The organism is Xanthovirga aplysinae (assembly GCF_009711365.1).
GTDB lineage: Bacteria > Bacteroidota > Bacteroidia > Cytophagales > Cyclobacteriaceae > Xanthovirga > Xanthovirga aplysinae.
Map to the genome: position 1 here is coordinate 1 of NZ_SMMB01000342.1, position 1,192 is coordinate 1,192.

At 37.8% G+C, this 1,192-nt stretch carries 1 protein-coding gene; it reads right to left on the reverse strand.

Annotated elements, in window-relative coordinates; genetic code table 11:
* A partial coding sequence (locus E1171_RS01060; RefSeq protein ID WP_155203236.1) for a hypothetical protein occupies positions 1-993 on the reverse strand: 993 nt, incomplete at its 3' end.
* Positions 994-1,192: the final 199 nt, after the last annotated feature.

Here is a 1,192-nt window from a genome sequence, read left to right on the forward strand (position 1 = left end):
GCTGTTGTTATCATTGTTATTGCCTAATATGATAGTATTCACATCATCAATTAAATGGTCATCCCCATCTTGTTCCCCAAAAAGCTCTTGACTATTGTAATCATTTCTACCTCCCTCCATAATATTGCTACTCCTAATAATATTATTTGGGGGTAAAAATGAAAACCCATCCTGATCAGTGGATGCTTTTTGGCTGTTATTCCTATTGTTATTCCCTTCAATCAGGTTAATTTCATCAAGTTGATTGTTACTCCCATCTTGTTCAGCCCAAACTTCCTGGCTGTTATCCTCATTATTGTTACCAATAATCCTGTTTATGTCGGAAAGTTCATGATTCAAAAACTCCTGGTTCACCCGGATCTCTTGCTTATTCCATCCATTGTTGTTACCATCAATTAGGTTATTATCACCATTCTCAATGTCATGACCTGTGCCCTCCTGGTTTGCCCAAAGTTTTTGAGAGTTTTTATCATTGTTGTTACCTAAAATCTGGTTAACTGATTGAATATCATTACCAGTCCCAGACTGCTCCGCCTCAATTAATTGGGTATTTCCATCATTTCTATTGCCAACAATTTGGTTATTTCTATTTATTTGATTTGGGAAAATGATGGCCCCGCCTTGTCGGCCCCTTATCTTTTGGCTGTTCCAATCGTTGTTATTGCCATCAATCTTGTTGTTTTGGTTGATTTCATTTGGACTTGAAATGCCACCCTGTCGGCCCAGCACAGATTGTGTGTTTCTGTCATTACGATCGCCTTCAATCAAGTTATTATCATTAATTTCATTAGTCGATAAAAAACCACTTTGGATAAAAAAAACAGACTGCTTATTATGGTCGTTATTTTGTCCATTTATTTCGTTATTGCGGAGGACTTCATGGCCTCCGCTCTGGGAACCCACTGCATTTTGGTTGTTGTTGTCATTGCCCTGGGCCATACCAAGGTGCGCTACACAGCAAATGGCCAGGACTGTTAGGATTACTTTTTTCATTTTTTTAAAAGTTTTTGGGTAGGTAAAAGGGGTAAAATAGAGGTTTAAAAGAAAGGGGAATGCTTTTAAGGATTGAGATAATTTCGGGGAAAATAACCCAAAGTTGCAAAGCCCCATTGGAGGCCTTGCAACTTAAAAGTCCCTTTTTCTAGCTAAGGAAGGTAAAATCAATTTTAATTGATGACATTATTGTCATTAC